Annotated in this window: 18 protein-coding genes; 8 read left to right on the forward strand and 10 right to left on the reverse strand. The window is 68.4% G+C overall.

The window, feature by feature from the left end; all coding sequences use genetic code 11:
* Positions 1-15: 15 nt before the first annotated feature.
* From mutT to ACYQ7X_RS15330, 3 genes are read right to left on the reverse strand one after another with little or no spacing between them, the layout of a single operon-like run.
* Positions 16-1,050: an 8-oxo-dGTP diphosphatase MutT gene (gene mutT, locus ACYQ7X_RS15320; RefSeq protein WP_459697931.1), complete on the reverse strand. Its 1,035-nt coding sequence runs from the start codon at positions 1,048-1,050 to the stop codon at positions 16-18.
* Positions 1,031-2,266, reverse strand: a complete 1,236-nt coding sequence (argJ, locus tag ACYQ7X_RS15325; protein ID WP_459697932.1) for a bifunctional glutamate N-acetyltransferase/amino-acid acetyltransferase ArgJ — start codon at positions 2,264-2,266, stop codon at positions 1,031-1,033. The genes mutT and argJ overlap by 20 nt, the downstream gene beginning before the upstream one ends.
* A 16-nt stretch (positions 2,267-2,282) precedes the next feature.
* Positions 2,283-3,263: a peptidylprolyl isomerase gene (locus ACYQ7X_RS15330; protein WP_459697933.1), complete on the reverse strand. Its 981-nt coding sequence runs from the start codon at positions 3,261-3,263 to the stop codon at positions 2,283-2,285.
* A 230-nt stretch (positions 3,264-3,493) separates the two neighbouring features.
* Here ACYQ7X_RS15330 and secA point away from each other — a divergent pair, with 230 nt between their 5' ends.
* From secA to ACYQ7X_RS15350, 4 genes are all read left to right on the forward strand, one after another.
* The gene (gene secA / locus ACYQ7X_RS15335) at positions 3,494-6,232 is read left to right on the forward strand and encodes a preprotein translocase subunit SecA (RefSeq protein ID WP_459697934.1); all 2,739 of its coding nucleotides are present in this window, start codon (positions 3,494-3,496) and stop codon (positions 6,230-6,232) included.
* 258 nt (positions 6,233-6,490) lie between these two features.
* On the forward strand, positions 6,491-7,093 hold the full coding sequence (locus ACYQ7X_RS15340; protein WP_459697935.1) for a LysE family translocator: 603 nt from the start codon (positions 6,491-6,493) through the stop codon (positions 7,091-7,093).
* Positions 7,094-7,161: 68 nt separating this feature from the next.
* Positions 7,162-7,605 (forward strand): carboxymuconolactone decarboxylase family protein, encoded by a 444-nt coding sequence (locus ACYQ7X_RS15345; RefSeq protein ID WP_459697936.1) that lies wholly within the window; start codon positions 7,162-7,164, stop codon positions 7,603-7,605.
* The gene (locus ACYQ7X_RS15350) at positions 7,602-8,513 is read left to right on the forward strand and encodes a sigma-70 family RNA polymerase sigma factor (protein WP_459697937.1); all 912 of its coding nucleotides are present in this window, start codon (positions 7,602-7,604) and stop codon (positions 8,511-8,513) included. Before ACYQ7X_RS15345 ends, ACYQ7X_RS15350 begins: the two co-directional genes overlap by 4 nt.
* 19 nt (positions 8,514-8,532) lie before the next feature.
* On the opposite strand, the gene ACYQ7X_RS15355 is transcribed toward ACYQ7X_RS15350, so the two are convergent.
* The 5 genes from ACYQ7X_RS15355 to ACYQ7X_RS15375 all read right to left on the reverse strand — a co-directional run bounded on the left by ACYQ7X_RS15355 (position 8,533) and on the right by ACYQ7X_RS15375 (position 15,006).
* Positions 8,533-11,754, reverse strand: coding sequence for an efflux RND transporter permease subunit (locus tag ACYQ7X_RS15355; RefSeq protein ID WP_459697938.1), 3,222 nt, complete (start codon positions 11,752-11,754; stop codon positions 8,533-8,535).
* 6 nt (positions 11,755-11,760) lie between these two features.
* A complete protein-coding gene (locus ACYQ7X_RS15360) occupies positions 11,761-12,897 on the reverse strand; it encodes an efflux RND transporter periplasmic adaptor subunit (protein ID WP_459697939.1) in 1,137 nt (378 codons plus the stop codon).
* Positions 12,898-13,107: 210 nt separating this feature from the next.
* The gene (locus ACYQ7X_RS15365) at positions 13,108-13,251 is read right to left on the reverse strand and encodes a hypothetical protein (RefSeq protein ID WP_459697940.1); all 144 of its coding nucleotides are present in this window, start codon (positions 13,249-13,251) and stop codon (positions 13,108-13,110) included.
* Positions 13,248-13,886, reverse strand: coding sequence for a GbsR/MarR family transcriptional regulator (locus ACYQ7X_RS15370; protein ID WP_459697941.1), 639 nt, complete (start codon positions 13,884-13,886; stop codon positions 13,248-13,250). The genes ACYQ7X_RS15365 and ACYQ7X_RS15370 overlap by 4 nt, the downstream gene beginning before the upstream one ends.
* Before the next feature lie 64 nt (positions 13,887-13,950).
* Positions 13,951-15,006, reverse strand: a complete 1,056-nt coding sequence (locus ACYQ7X_RS15375; RefSeq protein WP_459697942.1) for a cation diffusion facilitator family transporter — start codon at positions 15,004-15,006, stop codon at positions 13,951-13,953.
* Between the two features lie 93 nt (positions 15,007-15,099).
* On the opposite strand from ACYQ7X_RS15375, the gene hisF reads away from it, so the two are divergent.
* From hisF to ACYQ7X_RS15390, 3 genes are read left to right on the forward strand one after another with little or no spacing between them, the layout of a single operon-like run.
* A complete protein-coding gene (hisF, locus tag ACYQ7X_RS15380; protein WP_459697943.1) occupies positions 15,100-15,897 on the forward strand; it encodes an imidazole glycerol phosphate synthase subunit HisF in 798 nt (265 codons plus the stop codon).
* The gene (locus ACYQ7X_RS15385; protein ID WP_459697944.1) at positions 15,894-16,244 is read left to right on the forward strand and encodes a phosphoribosyl-ATP diphosphatase; all 351 of its coding nucleotides are present in this window, start codon (positions 15,894-15,896) and stop codon (positions 16,242-16,244) included. The genes hisF and ACYQ7X_RS15385 overlap by 4 nt, the downstream gene beginning before the upstream one ends.
* Before the next feature lie 35 nt (positions 16,245-16,279).
* Positions 16,280-18,103, forward strand: a complete 1,824-nt coding sequence (locus ACYQ7X_RS15390) for an adenine deaminase (protein ID WP_459697945.1) — start codon at positions 16,280-16,282, stop codon at positions 18,101-18,103.
* A gap of 15 nt (positions 18,104-18,118) precedes the next feature.
* Here the strand turns inward: ACYQ7X_RS15390 and ACYQ7X_RS15395 are convergent, their stop codons facing one another.
* Both ACYQ7X_RS15395 and xseA read right to left on the reverse strand, forming a co-directional pair.
* A complete protein-coding gene (locus tag ACYQ7X_RS15395) occupies positions 18,119-18,754 on the reverse strand; it encodes a DNA-3-methyladenine glycosylase family protein (RefSeq protein WP_459697946.1) in 636 nt (211 codons plus the stop codon).
* Between the two features lie 9 nt (positions 18,755-18,763).
* On the reverse strand, positions 18,764-20,311 hold the full coding sequence (gene xseA / locus ACYQ7X_RS15400) for an exodeoxyribonuclease VII large subunit (RefSeq protein WP_459697957.1): 1,548 nt from the start codon (positions 20,309-20,311) through the stop codon (positions 18,764-18,766).
* A 77-nt stretch (positions 20,312-20,388) separates the two neighbouring features.
* Here xseA and purD point away from each other — a divergent pair, with 77 nt between their 5' ends.
* On the forward strand, positions 20,389-21,654 hold the full coding sequence (gene purD / locus ACYQ7X_RS15405; RefSeq protein ID WP_459697947.1) for a phosphoribosylamine--glycine ligase: 1,266 nt from the start codon (positions 20,389-20,391) through the stop codon (positions 21,652-21,654).

Here is a 21,654-nt window from a genome sequence, read left to right on the forward strand (position 1 = left end):
CGTGGCGGGATCAGGCTACAGCAAGTCTCGCAGCATGGGGAGGAGCGGCTTGTCCGCCGGCAGCATCTGGTAGCCGTCAAGCGCGTCGGGCGCCACCCAGCGGATCTGCTGGCCTTCCTTGGGCGCCGGGATGCCCTGCCAGCGGCGGCAGAGGAAGAGCGGCATGAGCAGGTGGAACTTCTCGTAGGCATGGGAGGCGAAGACGAAGGGCGCGAGGCAGCTGCGCGCGATATCGATGCCGAGTTCCTCGCGCAATTCGCGCACGAGGGCGGCTTCCGGGCTCTCCCCGGCTTCGAGCTTGCCGCCGGGAAATTCCCACAGCCCGGCCATCGCCCGGCCTTCCGGGCGGCGGGCGATGAGCACGCGGCCGGCGGCGTCGATCAGCACGCAGGCGGCGACCAGCACCAGCGGCAGACCCTGGCTCGGCGCCTGAGGCCGCTCGGCCGGTTCGGCCGGGGCCGGGATATCGCTGCGCGAGGCGGCGTAGCGCCGCACCGGATGCTCGCCCCCGCCGCGCGAGAGGAAAGGCTCCCGCCCCTCGCCGATCTCGCGGAAGCCGACCGCCCGCAGCACCGCGGCGGAAGCGCTGTTATCGGCCGCGACCGTCGCCTCCACCTGGTCGAGATCGAGATTGGCCAAGGCCCAGCGCAGCACACGCCCCGCCGCCTCGCGCGCGACGCCATGGCCCCAGAAGCGCCGGCCGACCCAATAGCCGAGCGAAGCGCGGCGCCGCCCGGCGATGAGCTTGAGGCCGACGGCGCCGACCATCACTTCCTGCCCGTTCTCATCCCCGGTGATCGCGAAGTGATAGGCGGTGCCGTCCTGCCGCTGGGCGACCGAATCGGCGATCCACTGATCGGCGGTGAGGCGCGGATAGGGGAAGGGCACGGTCTGCAGCATGCGGCAGACCTCCCAATCGTTGAGCAGGCGGTGCAGATGCTCGGCATCGTCCGGCGTCACCGGCCGCAGCGTCAGCCGCTCCGTCGTCAGCCGGATCTCGCCGCCCGGCTGCGCCGCCGCCGGCCCGCGCTCAGCTGCGGTAGCTGCCATTGATGTCGATGTACCCATGGGTGAGATCGCAGGTCCAGACCGTCGCCGCACCATCGCCGAGGCCGATATCGACCGCGATCGTGACCTCCCGCCCCTTCATATGGGCGACCACGGGGGCTTCGTCGTAACCCGCGACGACGGTGCCCTTGCGCGCCATCCAGGTACCGCCGACAGCGATCGCGAGCTTGTCACGATCCGCAGGCTCCCCCGATTTGCCGACCGCCATGACGATGCGGCCCCAATTCGCATCCTCCCCGGCGATCGCGGTTTTGACGAGCGGCGAATTGGCGACCGCGAAGCCGATGGCGCGGGCGGATTTGGCGGAGACCGCACCCGTCACCTCGATCCGCACCAGCTTCTGGGCGCCCTCGCCATCGCGCGCCACCTGCAAAGCGAGATCGAGCAGCACCTCATCGAGGGCGCGGCGGAAATCACGGAGCGCGGCACCCCCCCGCTCGGGCACCGGGGGATTGCCGGCAGCCCCGGTTGCGAAGAGCAGCACCGTATCCGAGGTCGAGGTATCGCTATCGACGGTGACGGCATTGAAGCTCGGCCCCACGCCGCGGGCGAGCAGCTTCTGCAAGGCCGGCGCCGGGATCGCCGCATCGGTCGCGATGAAGCAGAGCATGGTCGCCATATCGGGGGCGATCATGCCGCTGCCTTTGGCGATGCCGTTGATGGTGACGGTGGTGCCGCCGATGGTCGCCGTGCGGGTCGCGCCCTTGGGGAAGGTATCCGTCGTCATGATCGCCCGCGCTGCCGCTTCCCAGCCGTCTTCGACGAGGGTTTCATGCAGGGCAGGCAGCGCATCGGTGATGCGCTCGGCCGGCAGCACCTCGCCGATCACCCCGGTGGAGGCGAGGAAGACCTGGCTTGCCGGGCAGCCGGCCAGCGCCGCCGCCGCCCGCGCGGTCGCCTTCACCGTGGCGACGCCGGCCTTGCCGGTAAAGACATTGGCATTGCCGGCATTGACGACGAGCGCCCGCGCCCGGCCGCCCTCAAGCGCCTGGCGGCACCAGTCGATCGGCGCGCCCGGGCACTGGTTGCGGGTGAAGACGCCCGCGACGGTGGTGCCGCGGGGAAAGACCATCATCATGAGGTCCGTCCGCCCCTGGTAGCGGATGCCGGCCGCGGCTGAGCCGAGACGCACCCCCGCGATGGGCGCCATCGCAGGCAAGGGCACCGCGAGGGGAGAGACGCTCGTGATGGTCGCCATGGCGCGTGCCCCGGCCCTATTTGCTGGCCGGGGTGGCGGCGCCAGCGGCCGAGCCAGAGGCGGGGCCCGCGGCGGCGGGGGCCGCCTCGGTCGGCAATGCCGAGCCGTCAGGCGCGTATTCCTTGATCGTCACCTGGCTCCGCACCTGCGTCAGCAGCTGGTGGATGCCCTTCTGGATGATCTGCTCCTTGATCTTGTCCTGCACGTCGGCGAGCGTGGGGGTGGGTGCGGTGCGATGGCCGAGCACCTGGATCACATGCCAGCCGAACTGGGTATGCACCGGCTTCTGGGTGATCTGGCCGTCCTTCATGGCGAAGGCGGCATCGGCGAAGGCCGGCACCATGTCCCCCTTCTTGAACCAGCCGAGATCGCCGCCGTTCGTATTGCCCGGATCGGTGGAATATTTGTCGGCGAGCTTGGCGAAATCCGCCCCGTGATCCAGCTGCTTGATGATGTCCTCGGCCTGCGCCTCGGTCTTGACGAGGATGTGGCGGGCATGGATCTCCTCGGCGCCCGGCTTGTTGGCATAATCCTTGTCATAGACCGCCTTGATCGCGGCGGGCGTGATTTCGGGCCCGATCACCTTGCGGATCAGCGCGCCCTGCAGCACCTGCTCGGTGCCGATCTCGATCCGGCGCTGCACATCCGGCTCCTGCATCAGACCCTGCTTCTTGGCGACGATCGCCATCGCCGTCTGGTCCACGAGCTGGTTGAGAAGGATGGGATAGAGCTGCTCGGCCGGCATGCTCTGCAGCTGCTGGGGCAGGTTGCGCGTCATTTCCTGCAGATCCTGCAGATGGATCGCCTGGCCGTTGACGGTCGCGATCACGGGATTGGGATTGGTCGCGGCGGCACCGCTGCCCGCCGGCGCGGCGGCGGAGGCGGCGGCCGGTGCCGGCGCAGGTGTCGAGGACTGCGCCCAGGCCCCCTGCATCGTCAGAGTGAGGACGAGCGCGCTGCTCGCCAGGATGCTGAAGGATCGGGAAGAACGGCGCATGAAAACCTCTATTCCGGCTGGGTGCCAAGGGCGGCGGAGAATGGCCGAAGAGCGGGCCCGCGGCAAGCAGCCGCCGGCGGATGCGCGCGAGAGCCGCCCGCGTTGACCGGGCGGGCCTTGAGTCCTATCACTTGCCGCCCCCGCAGCCTAACCGGGGCCCCCGCTGCCGTTTCGGGGCGGGCAAGCCTCTTCCGGCCGGCAGGCGGCCCATAGTGTGACCCAAGGATCTCATGTTCGGATCTCTCGCTCGCGTCATCTTCGGAACCAGCAACGAGCGCGTGCTGCGGGGCTACCGGCGCATCGTGCCCCGCGTCAACGCGCTGGAGCCGCAGATGGCGGCGCTTTCGGATGCCGAGCTGCGCGGCAAGACGGATGAATTCAAGGCGCGGCTGGCCGGCGGCGCCGCGCTCGACGATATCATGCCCGAAGCCTTCGCCGTGGTGCGCGAGGCCTCCAAGCGCGTCCTCGGCATGCGGCATTTCGACGTGCAGCTGGTCGGCGGCGTCGTGCTCCATAGCGGCCGCATCGCCGAGATGAAGACCGGCGAGGGCAAGACGCTCGTCGCCACCCTGCCCGTCTATCTCAATGCGCTTTCGGGGCGGGGCGTGCATGTGGTGACGGTGAACGACTACCTCGCCCGCCGCGATGCCGAGATGATGGGCGCGCTCTACGGCTTCCTCGGCCTCTCGACCGGCGTCATCGTGCATGGGCTGGACGACAGCCAGCGCCGCGCGGCCTATGCCTGCGACATCACCTACGGCACCAACAACGAATTCGGCTTCGACTATCTGCGCGACAATATGAAGTATCGCCTGGAAGACATGGTCCAGCGCGCCTTCAACTACGCGATCGTCGATGAGGTGGACAGCATCCTGATCGACGAGGCGCGCACGCCTCTCATCATCTCCGGCCCGGCGGAGGATTCCTCCGACCTCTACCGCCAGGTGGACGAGGTGGTGCGTGTGCTGGTGCAGGACCCGGAGACCTATGAGAAGGACGAGAAGCAGAAAGCGGTGACGCTGACCGAGCCGGGCTCGGAGCGCGTCGAGGAGATGCTGCGCGCGGCCGGCATCATCGAGGAGGGCAACCTCTACGACGTCTTCAACATCTCGATCGTCCATCACGCCCAGCAGAGCCTGCGGGCGCATACCCTCTTCTCGCGCGACGTGGACTATATCGTGCGGGACGACAAGATCATCATCATCGACGAGTTCACCGGCCGCATGATGGAGGGCCGGCGCTATTCCGAGGGCCTGCACCAGGCGCTGGAAGCGAAGGAACACGTCACCGTTCAGCCCGAGAACCAGACGCTCGCCACCATCACCTTCCAGAACTACTTCCGCCTCTACCCCAAGCTTGCCGGCATGACCGGCACCGCGATGACGGAGGCGGACGAGTTCGAGGAGATCTACAAGCTCCACTCGGTCGAGATCCCGACCAACGTGCCCGTGGCGCGCAAGGACGAGGATGACGAGGTCTATCGCACGGCGGCCGAGAAATACCAGGCGCTGGCCAAGCTCATCGCCGAGACGCGGGCGCGCGGCCAGCCCGTGCTCGTCGGCACCACCAGCATCGAGAAGAGCGAGTTGCTGAGCGAATTGCTCAAGCGCGAGCAGGTGCCGCATGCCGTGCTCAACGCCCGCTTCCACGAGCAGGAGGCGACGATCATCGCCCAGGCCGGCGCGCCCGGCGCCGTGACGATCGCGACCAACATGGCCGGGCGCGGGACGGACATCAAGCTCGGCGGCAATATCGAGATGCGCCGCAAGCTCGAACTCTCGGGCATCACCGATCCGGAGGAGCTTGCCCGCCGCAATGCCGCGCTGGAAGCCGAAATCGCGGTCGCGCATGATGCGGTCGTCAAGGCCGGCGGCCTCTTCGTCGTCGGCACGGAGCGGCATGAGAGCCGCCGGATCGACAATCAGCTGCGCGGCCGCTCCGGCCGCCAGGGCGATCCTGGCCAGTCCCGCTTCTTCCTCAGCCTCGAAGACGATCTCATGCGCATCTTCGGCTCCGAGCGGATGGGTGGCATGCTGCAACGCCTCGGCCTGAAAGAGGGCGAGGCGATCACCCACCCCTGGATCAACCGGGCGCTGGAAAAGGCCCAGAAGAAGGTGGAAGCGCGGAATTTCGATATCCGCAAGAACCTGCTCAAATATGACGACGTGATGAACGACCAGCGGCGCGAGGTCTATGCCCAGCGGCGCGAGTTCATGATGCTCGAAGACGTGTCGGACGTGGTCGCCCAGATGCGCAACGAGGTCATCGCCGATCTCGTCTCCCGCCGGATCCCCGAGAAGGCCTTCGCCGAGCAGTGGGAGACCGCGGAGCTTGCCGATGATATCGAGCAGCTGCTCGGCCTGCGGCTGCCGATCGAGGATTGGGGCCGCGAGGAAGGCATCGACGAGACCCATATCCGCGAGCGGATCGAGGAGGCGGGCAGCCAGCTGATGGCCGCCAAGGCCGCCAATTACGGGCCGGAACTGATGCGCATGGTGGAGAAGGCGCATCTGTTGCAGACGCTCGATCAGGTCTGGAAGGAGCATCTGCTCAACCTCGACCATCTGCGCCAGGGCATCGGGCTGCGCGCCTATGGGCAGCTCGATCCGCTGCGGGAATACAAGACCGAGGCCTTCGCCCTCTTCGGTGCCATGCTGGAGGATTTGAAGGCGCGGGTGACGGAGACGCTGGCGCGCGTCGATTTCGGCCAGGCGGCCGAGCCGCCGCCGCCGGGTCTCATGTTCGAAAATCATCCCGAAGAAGCGCTCAACCAGAGCTTCGGCCAGGGGGCCGGCTTCTCGCCGGGTTTCATCGCCGATGGCGGCGGGCTTGCCTTGGCCGAGGCGCCGGCGGCCGGTGTTTCCAGCCTCGACGAGTTGCCTGCCGCCTGGCGCGACACGCCGCGCAACGCCCCCTGCCCCTGCGGCTCGGGCAAGAAGTTCAAGCAGTGCCATGGGCGGCTGGCTTAGGAGCAGCAGAGCCTGACCGGGCCGCAGGCTGCTCTGATCTCGCGCATGGCAATCGCTCTCGGCATCTCTGGTCCTTGGGGTATCACCCTCCCGGTCGGGCTGGAGATGCGACGCCGTTAACCGGGGCGCAGTGCCTCTCCCAAAAGCCCCGCCGTACCGGTCGGGGCTTTTTTATGCCCATCCGGCTCGGCGAGATCGGAGGATGTCACCGATGATGCTGATCCTGCCGCCGCCCGCGCGCTTCGGGGCGCGTCTGCCATGAACCCCGATCTCCTGCCCTTCCTCGGCTTCGCCTTGGTCGCTTCCGCGACACCCGGGCCGAACAACATCATGGCACTCGCAACCGGCGCGGCCCATGGGCTGCGCGCCACCCTGCCGCTCATCCTCGGCGTCGCCCTCGGCTTCGCCTTCATGGTGGCGGCCGTCGGCATCGGCCTTGCCCAACCGCTCGCGGCCCATCCGCTATGGCATGAGGTGCTGCGCTGGGTGGGCGCCGGCTGGCTGCTGCTGCTTGCCTGGAAGATTGCCCGCGCGCCTGGCCAAGCTGAGCCGGGGGTGACGACCGCCGCCCGCCCCATCGGCTTCTGGGGGGCTTGTGGCCTGCAATGGGTCAATCCCAAGGCCTGGATCATGGCGCTCGCCACGGCTGCGACCTATACGCGGCCCGGCCATCCCCTGGCCCCGCAGGTTCTCATCCTCGCCGGCATCTTCCTGCTCATCGGCCTCGGGACCGTGACGAGCTGGGCGATGCTCGGCGCGCATGCGCGGCGCTATATCGCGGCGCCGGGGCGCTTGCGCATCTTCAACACCGCCATGGGCCTGCTGCTCGCCGCCTCCGTCATCCCGGCCGTGTTCGAGTGAGCGGGCCTGTCACATCCGGCGTCGCTCACTCGTCTTGGGAATGAACCCCCCAGAGAGGAGCCAGGCTCATGCAACCCCGTCTCGACTATTTCCGCGCCGCCCCCGAGGTCATGAAGGCGATGGTGGCGCTGGAACGCGCCGTTGTCACTTCCGGCCTCGAAAAGAGCCTGATCGAACTGGTGAAGACCCGCGCCAGCCAGATCAACGGTTGCGCCTATTGCATCGATATGCACACGCGGGACGCGCTGGCCGCGGGCGAGAGCCCGACGCGGCTTTTGCTGCTCGACGCCTGGCACGAGGCGCCCTTCTATAGCGAGCGGGAAAGGGCGGCGCTGGCCTGGACCGAGGCGCTGACCCGGGTCTTCGAAACCCATGCGCCGGATGAGGATTGGGCGCGCCTCAAGACGCAGTTTTCCGAGGAGGAGATCGTGAAGCTCTCGCTGCTCATCGCCACCATCAATGCCTGGAACCGGCTTGCCATCGGCTTCCGGGCGGTGCCGACCGGCGCATGACGGGCGGGGAGACCGCGGCTGCGGCTTTTTCTCCGCTGCGGCCCGATCTCATCGGTCTCGCCTATCGCATGACAGGCAGCCGGGCCGCGGCCGAGGACATCGCGCAGGAGGCTTTCCTGCGCTGGATGGCAGCCGATCGCGGGGAGATTGCGAGCCCCCGCGCCTGGCTGCTCAAGGCGACAGCCCGCCTCGCGCTCGATCACCTCAAGAGTGCCGCGAGCCGGCGCGAACTCTATGTCGGGCCCTGGCTGCCGGAGCCCGTGCTGGAGAGCGCCGACGCCCCGCAGGAGACGGCGCGGATGCGGGCGGAGAGCCTTTCCTTCGCCGTCCTGCTCACCCTGCAGCGCCTCACCCCGGCGGAACGCGCGATCTTCATCCTGCATGATCTGTTCGACACGCCTTTCGGCGAGATCGCGAGCCTGCTCGGCCGCTCGGAAACCGCCTGCCGGCAGATGGCGGTGCGCGCGCGGGCGCATCTCACCGAGGACCGGCCGCGCGCCGCGGTACCGGAGGATGAGCGCGAGCGGATCACCCGCGCCTTTGTTGCGGCCAGCCAAAACGGAGACGAAGCAGCGCTCCGAAACATGCTCGCCGCCGATGTGGTGCTGCATGCCGATGGCGGCGGCCTCCGCCCGGCTTCGCGCAACCTCATCCATGGCGCCCGCAACGCCGCGCGGATGTTCGCGCGCCTTGCCGCCAAGAAGGGCGCGCCGCTGCCCCTGCTCTACCAGGGCCCGATCAACGGCCTGCCCGGTTTCGTGACGCTGGAGCCGGATGGCCTCCCCCAGGCAACCGCGATCGAGATCGCCGGCGGCGAGATCACCGCCATCTACATCATCCGCAATCCCGAGAAGCTCGGGGCGATCGCCTCCCGCCTCGGCCTCGCCCTCTCCCTGGCGGAAGGCTGAGGGCCGCAGGAGCGGCCGCTCAGGCCGGGTGGCTCGGCGGCTCGGCCGGTGGTGCCGCAGGCGGGCCTTCGCCGCCCGCTTGCCCCGCCGCCGCCGGCTTCTTGTTCTTGCCGCGCAACCACTCGTCGAAGCGTTGCAGCACGATGAAGAAGGACGGCACGAAGAGGACGGCGAGGCAGGTTGAGGCCGCCATGCCCGAAAAGACGGTGATGCCGATCGACTTGCGCGAATTGGCGCCCGCGCCCGTGGCGGTGATCAGCGGCACGACGCCGAGCATGAAGGCGAAGGAGGTCATCAGGATCGGGCGGAAGCGCGTGCGGGATGCGATGCGCGCCGCATCGAGGATGGACTTGCCGTGCAACTCCCGCTGCTCCCGCGCGACCTCGACGATGAGGATGGCGTTCTTGGCGGCAAGCGCGATGAGCAGCAGCAGGCCGATCTGGGTATAGAGATTGTTCGAGGCGCCGAGCGCGCCGAGCACGAGGCCTGGCCCGAGCAGCGCGAGCGGCACGGCGAGCAGCACGGCGACCGGGCTGACCCAGCTTTCGTATTGGGCGGCGAGGACGAGATAGACCAGGATGAGCGCGAAGCCGAAGGCATAGACGATCTGGCCGCCCGCCGCCTTCTCCTGGTAGCTCATCGCCGTCCAGTCATAGCCGGTGCCACGCGGCAAGGTCTTGGCCGCAAGCTCGTCCATCAGGTCGAGCGCCTGGCCCGAGCTGAAGCCCGGCGCGTTGGAGCCGATGATCGTCGCCGAGGGATAGAGATTGTAGAGGCTGATGAGCGAAGGCCCGACCGTCGGTTCGATCTTCACCAGGGTGCCGACCGGGATCATCACCCCGTCCTGGCTCTTCACATAGATCGTGTTGAGCTGATTGATGTCGAGCCGGAATTTCGAATCAGCCTGGGCATAGACCTGGAAGGTGAGGCCGAATTCGTTGAACTGGTTGATGAAGGTGGAGCCGAAATAGGAGGAGATGGTGGAGAAGATATCGCCCACATTCACATGCAGGCTTTCGGCCTTCACCCGGTCCACCACGACATTGTATTGCGGCACCGTCGCGCGGAACGACGTGCTGACATGGGCGAGCCCGGTCTGCCCGTTCGCATCCGCGACCACCGTGCGGGCGATGGATTGCAGCTTGCCGTAATCATTGCTGCCGTCCCGCTGCTCCAGCATCATGGTGAAGCCGCTGGCATTGCCGATGCCCTGGATGGCGGGCGGCACCAGCACATAGGTTGCCGCCTGCTGCACCGGCTTCAGCGCGGCCAGCATATTCGTGTAGATCGACCGCAGATCCTCGCCCTTGCCGCGCTCGCCCCAGGGCTTGAGCATGACGAAGGCAACGCCCGCATTGGCGAGGCCTGCCATATTGTCGATCACCGAAACGCCGCCGATCGAGATCACGTTCTGCACGCCCGGCACCTTCAGCGCCCGGCTGGTGATGTCGCTCAGCACCTGCTTGGTACGGCCGAGGGAGGCGCCATCCGGCAACTGCGTGCCAACGATGACATAGCCCTGATCCTCGATCGGCAGGAAGCCGGTGGGCAGGCGCGCGATGCTCCAGACCGCGCCGACGATCATGACGAAGGCGACCAGGGCTGCAAGCAGCGCATGGTTCGTCATATGGCGGATGATGCCGGCATACCAATTCGCCACGCGATCGTAGCTGCGGTTGAACCCGCGGGCGAGGATGTTGCGCTTCTCGGGCGGCTTCGGCACGCGCAGGAAGAGCGCGCATTGGGTGGGCGTCAGCGTCGCTGCGTTCATCGCCGAGATCAGCGCGGTCGCGGCGATGACGAGGGCGAACTGGGCATACATCTGCCCGGTCAGCCCCGGCGTCAGCGAGGCCGGGATGAAGACCGACATGAGCACCAGCGTAATGCCGATGATGGGGCCGAAGAGTTCCTTCATCGCCTGGATGGCGGCGTTGCGGCCATCGAGCCCATGCTCCAGCTGCTGGGCGGAGCCTTCGACGACGACGATCGCATCATCGACGACGATGCCGATCGCGAGGACGATGGCGAAGAGCGTCGAGAGGTTGATGGTGAAGCCGAGGGCGGCCATCGCCGCGAAGGCGCCGATGACGGTGATGGGGATCGTCGTCGCCGGCACCAGCGTCGCCCGCCAATCCTGCAGAAAGACGAGGATGACGACGAGCACGAGGATGCCGGCCTCGATCAGCGTCTTGTAAACCTCATCGACCGAGGCGGTGACGAAGAGGGTCGTGTCATAGGGGATCGTATAGGTCAGCCCCTGCGGGAAGCTCTTGGCGAGCGTCGCCATGGTCTTGCGGACTTCGCTCGCCACTTGCAGGGCATTGGCGCCCGGCTGCTGGTAGATCGCGATACCGGCGGACGCCTTGTTGTTGAAGTCGAAGGTCTGCGCGTAGTTCTGCGCGCCAAGCTCGATCCGCGCGACATCGCGCACCCGCGTCACTTGCGCTGTCTGGCCTTGGGAGGCGGAACTATTGCCCGATTTGACGATGATATCGCCGAACTGCTCCGGCGTCGTCAGCAGGCCCGCAATATTGATCGTGTATTGGAAGGGCTGGTTTGCGGGCGCGGGGGGCGAGCCCGCCTGCCCGGCCGTCACCGACTGGCTCTGGCTCTTGACCGCATTGATGACATCCTGCGGCGTCAGCCCGCGCGCCTTGAGCGCATTCGGATCGAGCCAGAGGCGCATGGCGTAGGAGCCGGCGCCGAAGACCGCGACATTGCCGACCCCGGGCAGCCGCGCGAGCACGTTGACGAGGTTGATCCCCGCATAGTTGCTCATATAGAGGCTGTCGTAGCGCTTGTCGGGCGAGGCGAGCGCCACGATCTGCAGGATCGAGGTGGATTTCTGCTCCACCACCACGCCCTGCGCCTGCACCGAGGGCGGCAGCTGCGCGAGGGCGGCGGAGACGCGGTTCTGCACCAGCACCTGCGCGAAGTTCAGATCCGTGCCGATCTTGAAGGTGACCGTCAGCGTATAGCTGCCGCTCGCGGTCGAGGTGGACTGCATATAGAGCATGTCCTGCACGCCGTTGACCTGCTGCTCGATCGGCAGGGCCACGGTATCGACCAGGGTCTGGGCGCTCGCGCCGGGGTAGCTGGTCGTCACCGAAACGGTCGGCGGCACCACGTTCGGATATTGCGCGATCGGCAGGCTGACCATGGCGACAAGGCCGATGAGCACCAGCACGATCGAGAGGACGTTCGAGAGAACCGGCCGCTCGATGAAGAATTTCGAGAACATCGCGGCCTACTGAACCTGGGCGAGGTCGGCGGGCAGCGCGATCGGCGAGGCGTTCTGCGGTGAGACCGTCTCCCCCGGTATCGCCCGCTGCAGGCCATCCACGATCACCTTGTCCGTGGCGGCGAGACCCTTGCTGATCACCGTGAGGTCGCCGACCGTGAAGCTCGTCGTGACGCTCTGTTCCTGTACCTTGTTGTCCGCGCCCAGCGTCAGCACGTAATTGCCGCCCTGGTCGGAGCCGATCGCCGTCGTCGGCACCAGGATCGCGTTCTTCTCGATGCCGAGGGGGATCTGCACGCGGACGAATTCGCCCGGCAGCAGGATGAGATCATTGTTCGGATAGACCGCCCGGGCGGAGAGCGTGCCGGTCGTCGCGTCCACCGTCGGCGCGATATAGTCGAGCTGGCCGACATGCGGGAAGCCGGTTTCCGTCTGCAGGCCGACCGCGATCGGCACGTCATGCACATCGGTGAGCTGGCGGTGCTGGGCGCGGAGGGCGGCGCGGATGCGCTGGACGATCGGCTCGCTGAGCGAGAAATCGATATAGATCGGCTTGAGCTGCACGATCGTCGCGAGCTTGGTCTGCTGCCCGGCGGTGCCGACCATCTGCCCCACCGAGACGAGATGCGCCGAGACCTGCCCATCGAAGGGCGCCTTCACCTGGGTGTAGGAATAGTTGATCGCGGCAAGCTGGGTGGCGGCAATCGCATTGTCCAGATCCGCCTGGGCGGCATCGCGCTTGGCCTGGGCATTGTCGAGATCGGCCTGCGAATTCACGTTCTGCGTGCGTAGCTGCGCCTGCCGGGCATAGGCCTGCTGCGCCTGGACGAGATTGGCCTGGGCCGCCGCCTGCTGCGCCTGGGCCTGCTGCAACTGGGCGAAATAGGGCGGGGGCTCGATCGTGAAGAGCGTGCTGCCCTTCGCCACCATGGCGCCATCGGTATAGTTCTGACTGTAGAGGAAGCCCTGGATGCGGGCGACGAGATCGACCGAGTTGAGCGGATTGACGTTGCCCGTGGTCTCGATATGGCGCTGCACATCATGGACGAGCGGGGCGGCGACCGAAACCTGCGGCGGCGGCGGCGGCACATAGGTATTGCTCTTCTTGCATCCGGCGAGGCCGAGGCCAAGCGCGAGGAGCAAGGAGCCGGCTGCGGCCGAACGCGGAGCAATCCTGTATAACGCCATGATCTTTGAACGTTCTCTCTTAGAATTGATCCCGTCGGCCGGGTATTCCTAGAGGGATTTCAAGGGGCGCCGCAAGACCGATTCACCTGCGAAAGGGCAGCCGGCCCCTCCTGTGGCAATTTCATGCGAATGTCGCCGGCGAGGAATGGCCGCCCGCTGCCGCTTTCAGCCGTGATGGGTGAGCTTGAGGACGATCGCCAACAGGCCGAGCAGGGTGACGATGAGGCCATAGAGCAGCAGGAACAGCAGGCGGCGGGATGGCGCCCCCGTTGCCGGGCCCCGGCCGCTGCCGGGGCGCCTGGCACTCACGGCCGTGCCTCGTCTTCCCCGTCCAGCATCTCGAACCGCTCGGGCTCAGCCCCGGGCTCGGCCTCGCGGGTGGCCGCGCGCTCGCCCCGCCGGCCGATCACCGGCAGGCGGTTCTTGAGTTCCAGCAGCCGCACCACCCGGCCGCCGAGGCGGATGAGTTCGATGAGCTGGTCAGTTTCGAGCTTCTGCACGTCGGTGGACCATTTGGTGATCAGCTCGAGCAGGTCGTGCATCTGGCGCATGCGCTCATAGGCATGCTCGTCCTCGGGCGCGGAGGGCTTGTCGAGCAGCAGATCACGCAGGATCGAGAGCGTGGGGTCAAGCTCCCGCCGCCGCCGCTCTTCCGCCAGGATGCGCAGGATCTGCCAGACATCGTCAGGCGTCGAGAAATGCTCGCGCCGGTCCCCCGGCAGGTGCTGGAGGCGGACGAGCCGCCAGGATTGCAGCTCCTTCAAGCCCATCGAGACATTCGAGCGGGAAAAGCCGAGCGCCTCGGCGATCTCGTCCGCCGGCAGGGGCCGCGGCGCGAGGAACAGGAGCGCGCAGATCTGGCCGACGGTGCGATTGATGCCCCAGCGGCTGCCCATCTCCCCGAAATGCAGAACGAAGGCTTGCGTGACAGGCGTCAGGTCCAACTCTCTCGTCTCTCTCTTTCTCGCTCGTCTCTCTCGTCGCGCGCGCGGGCTTCCGCCCCGGCGGCTAGACCACCCCGGCCGGCGCCAGGCGGCACAGGCCCCCCTGCTCGATCTCGATCTGCAGCGTGGCATGCCCGATGCGGTATTTCCGCCGCAGATCGTCGCACGTTTCCCGCAGGAAGGCATCCCCCGGATGCTGGCCCGGCATTACAAGGTGGCCCGTCAGCGCCGTTTCGGTGGTGCTCATCGCCCAGATATGCAGGTCATGCACTTCGAGGACGCCGGGCCGCCCCTCCAGATAGCGCCGCACCGCCCCGGCATCGACCGATTCGGGCACCCCGTCCATCGACATCTTCACCGATTGCCGCAGGAGCCCCCAGGTGCCGGCGACGATGACGACCGCGATGACGAGCGAGACCGCCGGATCGATGCGAAACCAGCCGGTGAAGCTGATGACGACGGCGGAGACGACGACGCCGACCGAGACCAGCGCATCGGCCAGCATGTGCTGGAAGGCGCCTTTGATATTGATGTCGTCCTTGGCGCCCGAGAAGAACAGCCAGGCGGTGAGGCCGTTGATGGCGATGCCGATGAGGGCGACGATGATGACCGTGCCGGCCGCCACCGGAGCCGGCGCGATGAGCCGTTGCACCGCTTCGAGCAGGATGGCGCCGGTCGCCAGCAGCAGCAGCATGGCATTGCCGAGGGCGGCGAGGATGGTGGAGCGGCCGAGCCCATAGGTGAAGCGGTTGCTCGGCGGCCGCTTGGTCAGCGAGGCCGCAAGCCAGGCCATGGCGAGGCCGAGCACATCCGTCAGGTTATGCGCGCCATCGGCGACGAGCGCCACGGAATGGCCGAGGATGCCATAGACCACTTCGGCCACCACGAAGCCGGCATTGAGGATGATGCCGATGAGGAAGGCGCGGCCGAAATCGGCCGGCGCATGCACATGGCCCATCGCCCCGTGATCATGGCCGTGATGGTCGTGCCCGGCATGATCCTCGTGCCCCGTATGATCGTGGTGGTCATGGCCCGCATGGTCGTGGCCGGCATGGTCGTCCCCATGGTCATGCCCGGCATGCGCCTGCGCGCCCGCGCCGTGGCTCTGCCCGCCGCTCATCGCGCTGCCCCCTGCCCGTCTTGGCCGCTGTCTTTCCCTTGCGCTTCCCGGCCGCCTTGCCCAAAAGGTCCATGCCAAGAGAAGGCGGACCAGATGCTGAAGCTGCGCGTTATTCCCTGCCTGGACGTGAAGGATGGGCGGGTCGTCAAAGGTATCAATTTCGTCTCGCTCCGCGATGCCGGTGATCCCGTCGAGCAGGCGGCGCTGTATGACGCGGCCGGCGCCGACGAGTTGACCTTTCTCGACATTACCGCAAGCCATGAAAACCGCGATACCATCCTCGATGTCGTTTCCAAGACGGCGGCACGCATCTTCCTGCCGCTGACGGTGGGCGGCGGCATCCGCTCGACCGCGGATATGCGCCGGCTGCTGCTGGCGGGGGCGGACAAGTGCAGCATCAATTCGGCGGCGATCGCGCGGCCCGAACTGGTGAGCGAGGCGGCGGAGAAATTCGGCAATCAATGCGTCGTCGTCGCCGTCGATGCGCGGGTCGCGGGCCCCGGCCGCTGGGAGGTCCATAGCCATGGCGGGCGAACGCCCACCGGGATCGACGCGGTCGCCTGGTGCCAGCGCATGGCGGTGATGGGCGCGGGGGAAATCCTGCTCACCAGCATGGACCGCGACGGCACCGGCCGCGGCTTCGATCTCGACCTGCTGCGGGCGGTCTGCAGTTCGGTGACGATCCCGGTGGTCGCCTCCGGTGGCGTCGGCACGCTGCAGCATTTCGTCGAAGGCGCGCAGGCCGGGGCGACCGGGCTGCTCGCCGCCAGCGTCTTTCACTTCGGGCAGTTCAAGATCCCCGAGGTCAAGCAGGCGCTGGCTGAGGCGCAGTTGCCGGTGCGGCTGACCCTGCCGCATCAGGCGCCACCCGCGGCGGGAGCGGCAGCATGAGCGCGCAAACCGACCCGATGCCCGATGCCCTGCTGCTCGACCGGCTGTGGCAGACGGTCGAAAGCCGCCGGGGCGGCGATCCCGCTGCCAGCCATTCCGCGCGGCTGCTCGCCAAAGGCCCGGCCAAGGTCGCGCAGAAATTCGGCGAAGAAGCGGTCGAATGCGTGATCGAGGCCGCCTGCGGCGCCGATCGCGCCGGCCTCATCGGGGAAAGCGCGGACGTGCTCTACCATCTCATGGTGGTCTGGGTCTCCCGCGGCATCCGCCCGGCCGAGGTCTGGGCGGAACTCGCGCGCCGGGAAGGCACCAGCGGGATTGCGGAAAAGGCCGCCCGGCCGCCAGAATAGGCGCGGCATCATCGCGGCAAGGAGAAGCACGGCTCATGGCGATCAATCGGTTCTCGGTCCCTCCGCTCGCTTCCGTCACCCGCCATCTTGCTGCCGTCGCCCATGGCCGGGCCGCGCCCGATCTCGTCATCCGCGATGCGCGCATCCTCTCGACCTATTCGGAACGGCTGATCGACGGGCGCGAGCTCTGGGTCTCCCGCGGGCGCATCGCGGCGGTGAAGCCGGCCGGCGCCTGGCGGGGCGATGGGGCAGCGATCTACGATGCGGCGGGCGGCATCCTCGCCCCCGGCCTGGTGGACAGCCACGTCCATATCGAAAGCAGCCTCCTCACCGCCTGCGCCTATGCCGAGGCGGCGCTGCTCAACGGCACCACCACGATCTTCTGCGACAGCCACGAGATCGGCAACGTGCTGGACCGGGAGGGCGTGGAATGGATGCTGGAGGATGCCCGCGCCGCCCCCCTCAACATCTTCCTCACCGTGCCGAGCACGGTGCCCGCGACCTCGGACGCGCTGGAGACGGCGGGCGGCGACCTCAGCCCCGAGAAGATCGGCGCCCTCTTCGATGCCTGGCCGGAGGCGGTGGCGCTTGGCGAGAAGATGGATTTCGTGCCCGTCGTGATGGGCGATGCGCGCAGCCACGCGATCATCGCCGAGGCGCTGCGCCGTGGCCGGCCGGTCAGCGGCCATTGCTACGGGCGGGAATTCGTCGCCGCCTATGCCGCGAGCGGCATCACCGATACGCATGAGGCGATCGACCGCGAGATCGCCAACGACTTCCTGGAAGCCGGGCTCTGGCTCTTCCTCCGCGGCGGGCCGCCCACCACGCCCTGGCACTCCCTGCCGCAGGCGATCAAGGCGGTGACGGAACTCGGCGCTTCGCCCAAGCGCGTCTGCATCTGCACCGATGACCGCGAGGCGGACGACCTCGCCCTCTTCGGGCTCGACTGGGTGGCGCGGGAAGCGGTGAAGGCCGGCGTTTCCCCTGCTGTCGCCTGGTCCATGGGCTCGCTCCACGGCGCCACGCGCTACGGCATGGATGGCGAGTTCGGCGCCCTCGGCCATAGCCGGCGGGCGGATATCGTGCTGCTCGACGACGATTTCATGCCGCAGAGCACCTGGTATGGCGGGGTGCTGGCGGTCGATCGGCGGCGGATCTCCCCGGCCCTCGATGCCCAGTTGGACGGTGAGCGCTACCGCTACCCCCGCCGTGCCTATGAGACGGTGAGCGTCCCTGATGGCCTGCGCCTCACCCCCGATCTCCCGCGCGAGCCGGTGACGGCGAACTGCATCCGCACCGAATTGCCGGGCATCCTGCTCATCCATGAGCAGGTGATGCTCGATCCGGCGGATGGCGATTGGGATGCGCAGCTTGACCGCCACGGCCTCTGCTTCGCCGCGGTGATCGAGCGGCACGGCAGATCGGCGGGCAATGTCGGCTATGGCCTGCTGCGCAATTTCGGCCTCACCAGCGGCGCCGTCGCCTCCTCCATCGGCCATGACGCGCATAACATCATCGTCGCCGGGCGGACGGAGGCGGATATGCAGGTGGCGCTCGCGGCGCTGCGCGAGAGCCAGGGCGGCCTCGTGGTGGTGAAGGAGGGCGCGGTGGTCGCCAAGCTCGATCTGCCGATCGCGGGGCTGCTGTCGGACAAGCGGCTCGGCACGGTGGCGGCGGAGGCGGCCGCGCTGAAGGCGGCCTGGAATGCGCTCGGCTGCACGCTGCCCTTCATGGGCTTCAACCTCATCCCCCTCGCTGTCATTCCCGAGATCCGGCTGACCGATAAGGGGCTCGTCACCGTGCCGGGGATGGAACTTCTGCCGCTTTTCGAGCCGGAGGCGCCGGGGGCGAACCGCTGAGCGGCGCCGAGATCCTCAGCCCGCCGTATAGGTGATCGTCTTGCCGGCATCCGCCGCGCGCCAGAGATACCAGGCGGCGGTGGAGCGATAGGGCGCCCAGATCTCGCCCAGGCGCGCCAAGTCTTTCGGCTTCGGCTGCGCCTCCAGCCCGTGCAGCAGACGGTAGCCTTCGCGCACGGCGAAATCGTCGATCGGCAGGATATCGGGCCGGCCGAGGCTAAAGATGAGCAGCATCTCCACCGTCCAGCGGCCGATGCCGCGCACGGCGGTCAGCCGCTCGATCAGCGCCGCGTCGCTCATCCGCACGGCGCGGGCGCGGCTCGGCACCGTGCCGTCGATCGCCTTGCGGCAGAGGTCGTGAATGGCCGCGATCTTGCCTTCGGACCAGCCGCAGGCCTTCAGCGCCACGACATCCGTGCGCAAGACCTGCTCGGGCTCCGGGAAATCCTGGCCCGGATAAAGCGCCAGGAAGCGCCCGAGGATCGCCGCCGCCGCGCGGGAATGCAGCTGCTGGTGGGCGATGGCGCGGAGCAGCGACTCGAAGGGCTCGCGCCCCCGCTCGACGGTGAGGCGGCAGCGCCCGACTTGCCGGATGACACCGGCAAGCCGGGGATCGGCGGCCGCGAGATGGCGCGTGCGGGTGCAGAACATGATGCCCTTTCAGAGGAGCGAGCCTTGGCGCGCGGCGCTGGGCTGGCGGCGGCCGGGCCGGGCCGGCGGCGCGCTTTCACCCTCCGCCACCACGGAGACCGCGCCATCGGCGAAGCGCAAGCCGAGAGAAGCGCCCGGCGCCACGCCTGCCGCGCGGGTGACGGGCGCGCCACCCTCGTCTGACACCAAAGCGAAGCCGCGCTCCAGCACCGCCTCGTAGGAGCCGGCGGCGAGCCGCGCGGCAAGGCCTTCCAGCCGCGCCCGCACCTCCCGCTGGCCGGCCTGCACCGGAGCGGGGGAAAGCCGCGCGCTGATCCGTGCCTCCGCCTGGCGCAGGACCGAGAGGCGATGGCGCGCCGCGGCGGGCAGGCCCTGGGCGGCAAGGGCGAGCGCATTGCGCCGCCGGGCGAGGAGTTGCGGCAGGCCGAGGGCGAGGCGCCGCCCCTCCTCGCTCACCCGGTTGCCGAGGCCCTGCAGCCAGGCATGCGGCGCGGGCAGGCGTGCGGCCGCGTGGCGCCAATCGGCGCGGCGCATGGCGAGCAGCGTCTGCGGCGCGTTCCGCAGCCGCTCGGCCCGATCGTCGAGCCTGAGGCGCGCCTGGCCGAGCAGCGCGCCGATATCGGGCAGGCCGCGCGCCGCCCCGATCAGGCGCAGCCGGCTCTCGGCTTCCAGCCGCGCCATGGCGGCCGAGAGGCGGCCCGCCTTCTGCGCGAGATCGCCGAGCAGCTCCAGCCGTGCCGGCACCGCCATTTCGGCCGCCGCCGTCGGCGTCGGTGCCCGGCGGTCGGAGACGAAATCGATCAAGGTGGTGTCGGTCTCGTGCCCGACGGCGGAGATCAGCGGAATGCGGCAGGCCGCCGCCGCGCGCACCACGATCTCCTCGTTGAAGGCCATGAGATCCTCAAGGCTGCCGCCGCCGCGCGCGACGATCAGCACATCCGGGCGGCGGAGCGGCCCTTCCGCCGGCAGCGCCGACATGCCGGCGATCGCCGCGGCGATGCGCGCCGCCGCCCCCTCCCCTTGCACCGGCACCGGCCAGAGCAGCAGATCGCGCGGGAAGCGGCGGGCGACGGTGGTGCGGATATCGTGCAGCACCGCGCCCTGTTCGGAGGTGATGACGCCGATGAGGCGCGGCAGCACCGGCAGCGGCCGCTTCAGCGCCGCTTCGAACAGCCCTTCCTCGGTCAGCTTCTTGCGCAGCATCTCGATCCGCGCGAGCAGCGCGCCGGCGCCGGCATATTCCATCCGCTCGACGATGAGCTGATAGGAGGAACGCTCGCCATAGGCAGTGACGCGCCCGGTGGCGATGACCTCGACGCCGTTTTCCGGCACCAAACCGAGGCGCGAGACCGCCGATTTCCAGATGATGCCGGAGATCTTGCCGCCCTCGTCCTTCAGCGAGAAATAGATGTGGCCGGAGGAATAGCGCTTGAGTTCGGTGATTTCGCCGCGCACCCGCACGCGGCCGAAGGCACCCTCCAGCGTGCGCTTCACGGCGGCGGAAATCTCGCCCACGGAGTATTCGGGAATATTGCTCGGAAGCTCGGTCTCGGTCATGGCCATCGGCGGATAGTATGCTAGAGCCGCGCCCGGTTGAAGGTCATCGGGCTGCCGAGGCGGCTCAAGGAGAGGCGATGCGCGTTCTGGTGGTGGGCGGCGGCGGGCGGGAACATGCGCTGGTGCGCGCGATCGCGCGGAGCCAGGGGGTCAGCGCGCTGTTCTGCGCGCCCGGCAACCCCGGCATTGCCGAGCATGCCGTGCTGGTGCCGATTCCGGCGACCGAGATCGAGGCGCTGACCACCTTCGCCGCCGCCAACCATATCGACCTCGTGGTGCCGGGGCCGGAGGCGCCGCTCGTCGCCGGTATCGCCGATGCCATGGCCGAGCGCGGCATCCGCTGCTGCGGGCCGAGCCGCGCCGCCGCCCAGCTTGAGGGCAGCAAGCAGTTCACCAAGGAGATCGCGGATGCCGCCGGCGTGCCGACGGCGCGGTGGGAAGCCTTTACCGAGACCGAGGCGGCGCTCGATTTCATCCGCCGGCGCGGCGCGCCGATCGTCGTCAAGGCCGATGGGCTGGCCGCCGGCAAGGGCGTCGTCGTCGCCGAGACGGTCGAGGCGGCCGAGGAAGCGGTGATCGCCTGCCTGCGGGAGGGCGCCTTCGGCGTCGCGGGCGCGCGGGTGGTGATCGAGGAATGCCTGGAGGGGCCGGAGGTTTCGGTCTTCGCGCTCTGCGATGGCGAAAGCGCCCTCTTCCTCGGCGCGGCGCGGGACCATAAGCGCGTGGGCGACCAGGATACCGGCCCCAATACCGGCGGCATGGGGGCGATCGCGCCGCCGCCCGGCTTCACCCACGAGACGCGCGCCCAGGTGATGGAGACCATCATCCGCCCGACGCTTGCCGAGATGGCGCGGCGCGGCAGCCCCTTTCGCGGCATCCTCTTCGCCGGGCTGATGCTGACCGCGGATGGGCCCAAACTCATCGAATACAATGTCCGCTTCGGCGATCCGGAGGCCGAGACGCTGCTGCCGCTGCTGGAGAGCGATCTGCTCCCCGCCCTCGTCGCCGCCTGCGATGGCGGGCTGGACGACAGCCTGCTGCGCTGGCGGGCGGAAGCCTCCGTCTCCGTCGTCCTCGCCGCACAAGGCTATCCCGGCGCCTATCCGCGCGGCAGCGAGATCCGCGGGCTCGATAAGGCGGCGGCGATGGCGCAGGTCTCCCTCTTCCATGCCGGCACCCGGGCCGAGGGTTCGCGCATCCTCGCCGATGGCGGGCGGGTGCTGGTTGTTAACGCGACCGGGCCGACACTCAGCGCCGCCCGCGCCCATGCCTATGCGGCGGTCGGCGTGATCGACTGGCCGGAGGGGTTCTGCCGGCGCGATATCGGCCTGCGGCACGGCTGA

This window comes from Acidisoma sp. C75 (genome assembly GCF_054665095.1).

Coding starts and splice junctions, on each gene's coding strand:
- ACYQ7X_RS15355 (WP_459697938.1), bottom strand. CDS start 11,754: ATGTTCTCGAAATTCTTCATCGAGCGGCCGGTTCTCTCGAACGTCCTC.
- ACYQ7X_RS15330 (WP_459697933.1), bottom strand. CDS start 3,263: ATGCGCCGTTCTTCCCGATCCTTCAGCATCCTGGCGAGCAGCGCGCTC.
- ACYQ7X_RS15390 (WP_459697945.1), top strand. CDS start 16,280: ATGGCGATCAATCGGTTCTCGGTCCCTCCGCTCGCTTCCGTCACCCGC.
- ACYQ7X_RS15375 (WP_459697942.1), bottom strand. CDS start 15,006: ATGAGCGGCGGGCAGAGCCACGGCGCGGGCGCGCAGGCGCATGCCGGG.
- ACYQ7X_RS15395 (WP_459697946.1), bottom strand. CDS start 18,754: ATGTTCTGCACCCGCACGCGCCATCTCGCGGCCGCCGATCCCCGGCTT.
- purD (WP_459697947.1), top strand. CDS start 20,389: ATGCGCGTTCTGGTGGTGGGCGGCGGCGGGCGGGAACATGCGCTGGTG.
- secA (WP_459697934.1), top strand. CDS start 3,494: ATGTTCGGATCTCTCGCTCGCGTCATCTTCGGAACCAGCAACGAGCGC.
- ACYQ7X_RS15340 (WP_459697935.1), top strand. CDS start 6,491: ATGAACCCCGATCTCCTGCCCTTCCTCGGCTTCGCCTTGGTCGCTTCC.
- ACYQ7X_RS15385 (WP_459697944.1), top strand. CDS start 15,894: ATGAGCGCGCAAACCGACCCGATGCCCGATGCCCTGCTGCTCGACCGG.
- hisF (WP_459697943.1), top strand. CDS start 15,100: ATGCTGAAGCTGCGCGTTATTCCCTGCCTGGACGTGAAGGATGGGCGG.
- ACYQ7X_RS15345 (WP_459697936.1), top strand. CDS start 7,162: ATGCAACCCCGTCTCGACTATTTCCGCGCCGCCCCCGAGGTCATGAAG.
- mutT (WP_459697931.1), bottom strand. CDS start 1,050: ATGGCAGCTACCGCAGCTGAGCGCGGGCCGGCGGCGGCGCAGCCGGGC.
- xseA (WP_459697957.1), bottom strand. CDS start 20,311: ATGACCGAGACCGAGCTTCCGAGCAATATTCCCGAATACTCCGTGGGC.
- ACYQ7X_RS15350 (WP_459697937.1), top strand. CDS start 7,602: ATGACGGGCGGGGAGACCGCGGCTGCGGCTTTTTCTCCGCTGCGGCCC.
- argJ (WP_459697932.1), bottom strand. CDS start 2,266: ATGGCGACCATCACGAGCGTCTCTCCCCTCGCGGTGCCCTTGCCTGCG.